Annotated in this window: 10 protein-coding genes; 1 reads left to right on the top strand and 9 read right to left on the bottom strand. The window is 30.3% G+C overall.

All coding sequences use genetic code 11. The features are described from left to right. The 3 genes from hcp to BS62_RS03155 form a co-directional block, all read right to left on the bottom strand. A partial coding sequence (gene hcp, locus BS62_RS03165; protein WP_496489788.1) for a hydroxylamine reductase occupies positions 1–1088 on the bottom strand: 1088 nt, incomplete at its 3' end. A 186-nt stretch (positions 1089–1274) separates the two neighbouring features. Further along, positions 1275–3512 (bottom strand): ATP-binding cassette domain-containing protein, encoded by a 2238-nt coding sequence (locus tag BS62_RS03160; RefSeq protein ID WP_496489787.1) that lies wholly within the window; start codon positions 3510–3512, stop codon positions 1275–1277. 63 nt (positions 3513–3575) lie between these two features. Beyond that, a complete protein-coding gene (locus BS62_RS03155) occupies positions 3576–4079 on the bottom strand; it encodes an Rrf2 family transcriptional regulator (protein WP_496489786.1) in 504 nt (167 codons plus the stop codon). 205 nt (positions 4080–4284) lie between these two features. On the opposite strand from BS62_RS03155, the gene BS62_RS03150 reads away from it, so the two are divergent. Then, positions 4285–4656, top strand: coding sequence for a pyridoxamine 5'-phosphate oxidase family protein (locus BS62_RS03150; protein ID WP_496489785.1), 372 nt, complete (start codon positions 4285–4287; stop codon positions 4654–4656). Positions 4657–4774: 118 nt separating this feature from the next. Here the strand turns inward: BS62_RS03150 and BS62_RS03145 are convergent, their stop codons facing one another. From BS62_RS03145 to BS62_RS03120, 6 genes are all read right to left on the bottom strand, one after another. Then, on the bottom strand, positions 4775–5236 hold the full coding sequence (locus tag BS62_RS03145) for a GNAT family N-acetyltransferase (protein ID WP_496489784.1): 462 nt from the start codon (positions 5234–5236) through the stop codon (positions 4775–4777). Positions 5237–5313: 77 nt separating this feature from the next. Next, the gene (locus BS62_RS03140) at positions 5314–5472 is read right to left on the bottom strand and encodes a hypothetical protein (RefSeq protein ID WP_496489783.1); all 159 of its coding nucleotides are present in this window, start codon (positions 5470–5472) and stop codon (positions 5314–5316) included. A 42-nt stretch (positions 5473–5514) separates the two neighbouring features. Beyond that, positions 5515–6114: a uridine kinase family protein gene (locus tag BS62_RS03135; RefSeq protein ID WP_496489782.1), complete on the bottom strand. Its 600-nt coding sequence runs from the start codon at positions 6112–6114 to the stop codon at positions 5515–5517. A 105-nt stretch (positions 6115–6219) separates the two neighbouring features. Then, on the bottom strand, positions 6220–7068 hold the full coding sequence (locus tag BS62_RS03130; RefSeq protein WP_496489781.1) for an ORF6N domain-containing protein: 849 nt from the start codon (positions 7066–7068) through the stop codon (positions 6220–6222). A 127-nt stretch (positions 7069–7195) separates the two neighbouring features. Further along, entirely contained in the window at positions 7196–7762 is a 567-nt protein-coding gene (locus BS62_RS03125) for a DUF3841 domain-containing protein (RefSeq protein ID WP_496489780.1), read from the bottom strand. Positions 7763–7786: 24 nt separating this feature from the next. Then, positions 7787–8380, bottom strand: a complete 594-nt coding sequence (locus BS62_RS03120) for a DUF3841 domain-containing protein (protein WP_496489779.1) — start codon at positions 8378–8380, stop codon at positions 7787–7789. Positions 8381–8443 lie beyond the last annotated feature (63 nt).

Genomic DNA, 8443 nt, shown 5'->3' with positions numbered 1-8443 from the left:
GCTTCAGCTAAAGCTATAGCTATTTTAGCTGCTGATCCTGAGTTGTTACATTGACCTAAATCTATATATCTTGGTATATCTGTTCCTGGAACATTTCCAAAATCTATATCATTAAATCTGAATTTACCACATGAAGTAGTAAGTATTACTGCTTCTTTTGGTAATGAACTTGCTAAATCTCTATAGTATTCTCTTCCTTTAGTTGGAGCATCACATCCAGCTATAACGAAGAATCTCTTTATTTTACCAGCTTTTACAGCTTCTATTATTTCTGGAGCTGCATCTAGTACTGTAGAGTGATGGAATCCAGTTGTAAGAGTCTTATCTGATTCTATGTTTGCTACTGGTAATGATAATGTTTTTTCTATTAAAGCACTGAAGTCGTTGTTTTCTATTTTCTTAACTCCTTCAAGACCTGCTGTTCCATAAGTCCACATTCTATCTGAATAGCTTCCTCTTGTTATTGGCATTAAGCAGTTTGTTGTTCCAAGGATTGCACCTGGGAATTCTTCAAATAATTTTCTTTGATCAAACCAAGCTTTACCAACGTTACCTTTTAAGTGCTTGTGCTTGTTTAATTCTGGATAACCATGTGCTGGTATCATTTCTGAGTGAGTATATACGTTTATTCCTTTTCCTTCTGTTTGCTCTAATAATGCTTTTAATGCATATAAGTTGTGTCCTGTAACTAATATACAGTGACCTTCTACTTTATCTTGAGATATAGTAACAGGTGATGGTGTTCCTAAGTATGAAGTATGAGCTCTATCTAATGTATCCATCATTTTAACTGCTGCAGTACCAACTTTTAAAGTCGCATTTATATGTTCTTCTAAATTGAAGTTTGAGTTTGTAAGTGTTGTATATAAAGTTTCTTGAGTTATTGCGTTAACTTCTTCATCAACGTATCCTAACTCTTTAGCATGAGTAGCATAAGCTGCAACCCCTTTAAGTCCAAATATCATTATATCTTGTAAACTAGCTATATCTGGTTGTTTACCACATACACCTACTTTAGTACATCCTTGAGCTGGTGTTTGTTCACATTGATAACAAAACATCGGGTTTACTACTTTTAATTCTGACATTAATAAATCTCCTCCCATATTTTTCCATTTTTCTAATTATACTGTATATTTTTAATATATATCAATATGGTATATTTTTCCGTAACGTACGTTACCAATAATAACCATTTAGATACCTAACAATTATATGCACAAAAAATAAGCATTAGATATACCAATGCTTATTTTCTAAATTTTTTATATTAATTAAATATATTTAGCTGTTAAGGAAGATTCACAGTTATATAATTGTTTTGGAGTTCCTTCAAATATTATTTCTCCACCTTTAGTTCCGCCCTCAGGTCCCATATCAATTATCCAGTCTGCTCTTTTGATTACATCTACATTATGTTCAATTATAATAACTGTATTTCCACTATCTACAATGTTTTCAACTATATTAATAAATCTTTCAATATCAGCCATATGAAGTCCTGTTGTAGGTTCATCCAGTATATATACAGAACTCTTATTATGTAACTCACTAGCAAGCTTTAGTCTTTGACATTCTCCACCTGATAACGTATCAAGAGTTTGTCCCAAAGTCAAATACCCAATTCCCATATCTTCAATAGACTGAAGCTTTGACTTAATTGGCTTTAATTTAAAGAATTCAATTGCTTCAGAAACTGACATTTGTAGAACTTCTATTATGTTTTTTTCATGGAATTTATAATCCAAAACTTCTTTTTTATACTTTTTGCCTTCACAAACATCACAAGTACTTTTTATGTTTTCCATAAATGCAAGGTTAGTTTCTATTACTCCACTTCCATTACAGTTTTCACAAGCTCCCTCTGAGTTTGAACTAAATAACGATACATTAACATTGTTTTCCTTTCCAAAGGCCTTTCTTATATTGTCCATAATTCCACTATAAGTCGCCAAACTAGATCTTGAATTAGTATGTACAGGGCTTTGATCTATTAAAACTGCATCTTTATTTTGCTTTAAGAATTCATGTTTAATTAATGTACTTTTACCTGAACCTGCAACACCACTTACTACTGTGAGAACTCCTTTAGGTATTGTTAAAGATACATTTTTTAAATTGTGCTTATTACAATTTATAGCCTTTAAATATCCTTTGTGCTCCCTTACTTCTTTTTTAATAGAAAGAGATTTATTTAATGCATTTCCAGTTAAAGTACCCGATGTAAGTAGATTTTCATAACTTCCTTCATATACAATTTCCCCACCATATCTTCCTGCCCTTGGGCCTACATCTACAATATGGTCTGCAATTTTTATTACATCGGGATCATGTTCAACAACCAATACAGTATTTCCTTTGTCACGTAACTTCTTCAAAAGGTCATTTAACTTATGAACATCCCTTGGATGAAGTCCTATACTTGGCTCATCAAATATATACATCAAATCTATAAGGTTACTATTTAAATGCTTTACCATCTTTATACGTTGAGACTCTCCACCTGACAATGAGGAAGTTTCTCTATCTAATGTTAAATACCCAAGGCCAATATCTATAATATTATTTAGCTTTTCTATTATACCTTTAACTAACGGTTGTGCCTCTGGCTCATCTATCTCTTTAATTACCTCAACTAACTTATCAATTTGCATACTAGTTAAATCTGCTATGTTGTAGCCCTTGATCAAACAACCATATACTTTTTCATTAAGCCTTTTTCCTTTACACACAGGACATATGTCTTCTATAAGTAGTTTGCTTAACTTTTTCTTTGCAGCCTCAGACGTTTCTCCTTCTCTTTTTAAGTACAACCTACTAAACCTCACCATTAATCCTTCATAGGTTAGATTAACTCCACCTGCATCTTCTAGCTTTATCTTCTCAGGTCCACCATACAAAAACTTATCTAACTCTTCCTTAGAATAGTCACATATTTTCTTATCATTATCAAAGTACCCAGATTCTGCAAATACCTTCCAATACCATGTGCCTACTCCAAAACCTGAAAGTAAAATGGCTCCTTCATTTAATGATTTATTTGTGTCTAACAGTTCATCCATATTAGGAACTAGCTTTTTTCCAAGGCCTTCACACTCTGGACACATACCATTAACATCATTAAAAGAAAATACATTAGCTTTACCTAAATATGTACTTCCAAATCTTGAGTACAAAGCTCTAAGGAATGAATTTACCTCTGTAATAGTACCTAGGGTTGATCTTGAATTACCACCGATTCTACTTTGGTCAATAATAATTGGTGTTGATAGATTTTCTATATAGTCAGCTTTTACATCACCATACTTAGGCAAAAAATTTCTTATAAAGGCACTGAATGTTTCATTTAATTGACGTTGTGCTTCCTTTGCAATTGTTTCAAAAACAATAGATGACTTCCCCGAACCAGATACCCCTGTAAATATAGTTATTTTTCTCTTAGGGATTTCTAATGATATGTCTTTTAAATTATTTTCCTTACACCCTTTTAAAACTAAAAATTCATTTTCCATATATTTTACTCCTAACTCTTTAGTGTCTTTAATTATACATTGATAATAAATACTCCCCAGCCACTATTTTCTCATATTATTAAACCAGTCCATTGTTGCTTTTTCCATCTCTTTTGGAAGCTTATTATTATACACTTCATCGTATAGCCATCTTAATGTCTTATTATTTAGATATTTTTTCATTTCATTTTCTGCTTCTAACATTACTACTTTAATTAAACAAGGACATTTTGTATGTGTATCTGGTAAATTATCTTTATCTAATAGTATGTTGTTTTGTCTAATTTCTGCACATTGGAAGAATGGTTCTTCACCTTCTACAGCTTCAACAACATCCCAAAATGTTATTTCTTCTGCTTTACGAGCTAGAGCATATCCACCCTTTACACCAGGTACAGATTTTATTATTCCTGACTTACTTAATTTTGCATATACCTTGGATAAATAAGTCTCTGATATACCTTGAAACGTTGCTAAATCTCTTATCCCAACTGATCTGCCTTCTTCTATATTTACCATATATAATAAACAATGTAGCGCATACTCTACACCAACTGAAAATTTCATTTAATTCATTCTCCTTTAATATATTTTTGATATTCTATTATAATAGCCTATTACTTATTTTCAATCAAGGTATACATATTATCATCCGTATTTACTACATTTATTATAATATTTCTATTGACTCAAAGGCAAATGTATTATATATTAATTGTAGACAGCATTTGTCGACGATAGTTTTTGTCCACAATCAAAGGAGGATTATAATATGTTAAATGATAAGTTTTTTGAAGTAATAAACCACGAAGGTGTAGTATCTATTGTAACTTGTGCAAATAATGAAGCACACGTTTCTAATACATGGAATAGCTATTTAGTTGTTGTAGAAGGAAATAAAATATTAATTCCTGCAGCTGGTATGATTAAGACAGAAAAAAATATTAATATTAACCCTAAAGTTAAATTAACTATGGGTACTAGAGAAGTAATGGGATCTATGTATATGGGAACAGGATTATTACTTGAAGGAACTGCTAAGTTTTTAAAAAATGGAGAACATTTTGATATGATGAAAGAAAAATACCCATTCTTATCAAGAGTGTTAGAAATTACAGTAGAATCTTGTAAGCAAACACTATAAAAAATATAAGCCTTGTACTAACTTCATAGTACAAGGCTTATATTTTTTATAATCTTTTTCTATTTTGTAAGTATTCTTTTAGTTCCTTATATGGCAATAATAAACATTCAATTAATAGTTATAAATCTATTCTTAGCCTAATCATATCAATACATTCAATTCCATTTTCTATAATCCTGTCCTTATAATGTATTCTAAAAAAGTCTCTATCTATACCAATTATACGAAATCCACATTTTTGATAAAGCGCCAATTGGTAGATACTAGAGTTTCCTGTTCCAACTTCCAAAACCTTTACATCCTTCTTCTTTGCCATATCTATTGCACTTAATATTAATTTCTTACCAATTCCTTTGCCTTGGTATTCTTCGTTAACTGCAATATTTACAAGTTCTAAAGTCGACGGTCTTGTCCTAATCATAACATAGACTCCAAGCATAGTATCATTACTATAGGCGACGTAACAATCTCCTCTATGTATGTAATCATTAATTACTTCAATAGATGGATCGGCTAAAAGAAGTAAATTATATGGGATTTTATCACTACTATTTAACTTTTTTATTTCAATTTGCTCCATAATTATTCCTCCAAATTACGTGGTATATAAATATAGCGACGTAGTTATTGTTTTAATTAATAAATTTAACACAATTACTATTCGTACATAGCGTACATAATAGAGCCAATTATAAAAAGAGCAACATCTAGCAATAATACCACCCAAGAAGTTTTTAATAACCTTCTTCTATTCTTAATAATTCCAACTCGAATTCCTATTGCTGAAGATATCCCAATAATCATAAACAATAACATGTTTTGTTCCCCTTTTTATTTTATGTCTTATATATTCTTTATCTATTCTTTATATGTAGTATCAAACACAAAATCGCATTGTCCCTGGATATTTAGTTCAGAGAAATAATGCTCCTCCATTGGAATCCATTTATTTATAAAGTTTTGTAACCTTTCTTCTCCGTTACGTTTTAGGATACGCTTTTGCTGGACTTTTGGTTCTACTGTTAAAAATATTTTGTAATCATAAGCTTCTTTTAGTATTGGATGCAAACTATATGATCCCTCAACAATAGTTACATTCTTAAACTCCACATTAATTGCCTCATCCAAAGTTCCTTTGCTACAGTTATAAGGCCTATAAGTAACATCATCACCACTTTGTAAAGGTGTTAGTATTTCTATCTTGAATCTCTCATAATCTACATTCCCACCTGGCTCTGACAAACGCTTTGTTGTTTTTCTATTAAAAGGAAGAAAATAATCGTCCATATGAAAAACATTACAGTCAAATGTCTCCTTTATTATTGCCGCCAAAGTACTTTTCCCACTTCCACAACGCCCATCTATTGCAATAATTAAGGTCTTATTTTCCTCAATTAAACTTTTCAATTCTTCAATAATAGGAAGAAACTTTGCATTTTTCTTTTCCATTTTGCTCAAATTTAACTCCATTCTTAAATTTTCTTCAATAATATCATTATACAATATATAATTTATAAGAAAAGTATCCTTGCAATTAAAAAAGACGGCAATTGCCGTCTTTTCTTACTTTATTAATCCTTTTACTGCAGATTTTATTTTATTTAATTCACTTTTAAAGTTTTCCTTTAATATATTATCTTTCTTGTAATTATCCGTAATTACCTCTTGTCTTATATCTACTAGTTGTTCAAATACACCTATATATTCTTTTTTCAAATTATCTGATGGTATGTAAAAATCTTTTATTAACATAGTTGAATACTTATGAGCAACATTTGGTATATGTTCTAAATCCTCCACACCTAAAGTTTTAATTAAATGCTGTGCCGCTTCTTTATTTATTTCATCTAAAAATGGTTTTATTTTATCTTCTTTAAATTGGCTTCCTTTCTTTCCTCTAGGTGATACTAGATCTTTAGTGTACACTTTTACATATGGGTTATGATTAACTAATTTTAAAATATCATTTACCTCATTAGGTTCTAGAAACTTTTCACCAGATTCAACTAAGTCACTTCTCATTCTAAAATACTTATATATAAAATTATTCATTGCCTCCCATTTTACATCATTGCTATTACTCATGGCTGCAATAAGTTTCATATATCCTTGTTCTGATAGTATATATACATATTTAGTGTTTTTGTTTACATTAGAAGGTTTTAGACCTAACTTATTCCTCAAATCAGGATCATTATATACATCATCTACTATATTCTTTATATCAGTATCCATAGTGAATCTATCTATGTTTTTGTTTATAAGTCTATTGATATATGATACTTCAACGTTGTGCATATCTGCTATTGACTTTGCTAGGATAATCCTTTCTTTTTTACCAAAGCCAGCTTCAATTACAGGTATTTCACAACCTGAAAATTTTTGTTCTCCTATAACACTTAATTTCAACATATCTCCCCCTGTACCTATAATTTGACATGCCTATATCTGTTATATTGCAAATATCTACAACTAAAATATATGACTCTAAGCTTATACAATATACTTATATAGATTTATCAAATATAGTGAGGTACTTCTAGCACCTATCTGACACTATCCATTCTCTTCGAATTTCCCATAAAGCAGCTTGATTTGTCTTTGATAAATCTATATCCTCTTCAAATAAAGAATCCCAGCTTTTTCTCACCTTTTGCTTTAAATAAGGATAAAAATTAGTCATGTATATACTAGACTCATCTTTGATTCCTTGTTTTTCTAGAGATTCATTATATGTAATCCAATCCTTTTCATCTTTAGGTATATAAGCTAAGTTTAATATTCTATTCCATTTTAATGGATCAAATAGAATTACATTTTCAATGTCTACCTCTATCTCTAGAACGTGGCTATCCTCATGATTTTCAACATATTTTAAGTCGGTAAATAGCCAAATAGGATATTCTGCTCCTTCTGGCTTAGGCACCATATTTACAGCATTTCTAATGAACCAGTTATAAGGTTCTAAAAAGACATTAGCTACCTCTTCATATTTTTTAATAATGAATTCTTTTTTGACCTGGTATATTCCCTTTTCCCTAATAGTATCTAAGACTATTTCCTTTTGAGATGTATATAATCTTATCTTTTTATTTGATTTAGACATAGATTTCCCCCCTAGCTTTTACATTTATCCATGTATAATATCTACTACCCATTCTTTTTTTATCTCCCATAAAGTTGCCTGTGATAATGTGCTTTTATCATCAAATGGCTCAAATAACCTTTCCCAACTTTTGATTATCTTATTTTTAAGTAATGGATAAAAATTACCCTTATGTCCCATAATTAAAGAAGTTTCATCACCTATACCAAATTTCTTTAGCTCCTCATTATGTCTTCTTTCATCCTCTGGATCAATAGGTAAGTAAAAATAATTCACTACATATCCCCATTTGTTTACATCAGTATAAATAACGTCTTTTCTATCTACTTCTATCTCCAAAATAATAGTATCATCTATAGGCTGTAGCATCATCTCCGGAGATATGGAAAGCCAAATAGGATACATTACACCTTCTGGTAAAGGCACTATTTTAGCTGCATTCTTTACATACCATTCATATAGACCTAAGTAATAATCTGATATGGTATCCATCTTTTCTAAAATATACTCCTTCTTAACTCTATAAACACCATATTTCTCTAATTCATTAAGAACATTATTGTGCTGTCTTGTCCACAGTTTTACTTTATCATTAGTATTATATAAATTAATTATCATATCTCTACCCCTCCCCTTTTACTTCTCGATTCCCTGATTATACATAATTATGTCTTATAATTA

It is taken from the genome of Sporacetigenium mesophilum DSM 16796 (genome assembly GCF_059569055.1).
Note: the sequence above shows the minus strand (reverse complement) of the source record. Positions and strands in the feature narration are given on the sequence as shown.